The organism is Arenibacter lacus, assembly GCF_008711145.1.
Classification (GTDB): Bacteria; Bacteroidota; Bacteroidia; order Flavobacteriales; family Flavobacteriaceae; genus Arenibacter; species Arenibacter amylolyticus.
Genome location: NZ_VVIN01000272.1, coordinates 1 through 364, shown reverse-complemented (window position 1 = coordinate 364; position 364 = coordinate 1). Strand labels below are relative to the sequence as shown.

Genomic DNA, 364 nt, shown 5'->3' with positions numbered 1-364 from the left:
GACAGGGATCGGCATCAGCGAGACCTTCATATCGGATCTGGGACTGGCTCAGAGCCCGGCACGATCCACGATGAGCGACGGCAACAAAAAGCGCAGCTACAAGGTGTTCGAGACCCTTTACTACCGATTGCTCACCCACTACGGGAGGATCCTGGCCGAACATGGCCAAGGACGTGTTATAGGGGAAATCAAGGGCAAATCCATCAAATTGATCGACAGCACCACCATATCCCTATGTCTCTCCATGTTTGACTGGGCAAAGTTTCGGACAGCAAAGGGAGGCATCAAGATACACACCTGCTGGGACGATGCGATGATGATCCCCGACATGGTGAACATCACGGAGGCCAAACTCCACGACAGC

Annotated in this window: 1 pseudogene; it reads left to right on the top strand. The window is 53.8% G+C overall.

The features are described 5' to 3' along the window. Positions 1–364 (top strand): annotated as a pseudogene (locus F1E73_RS17475) (IS4 family transposase); the annotation flags it as partial.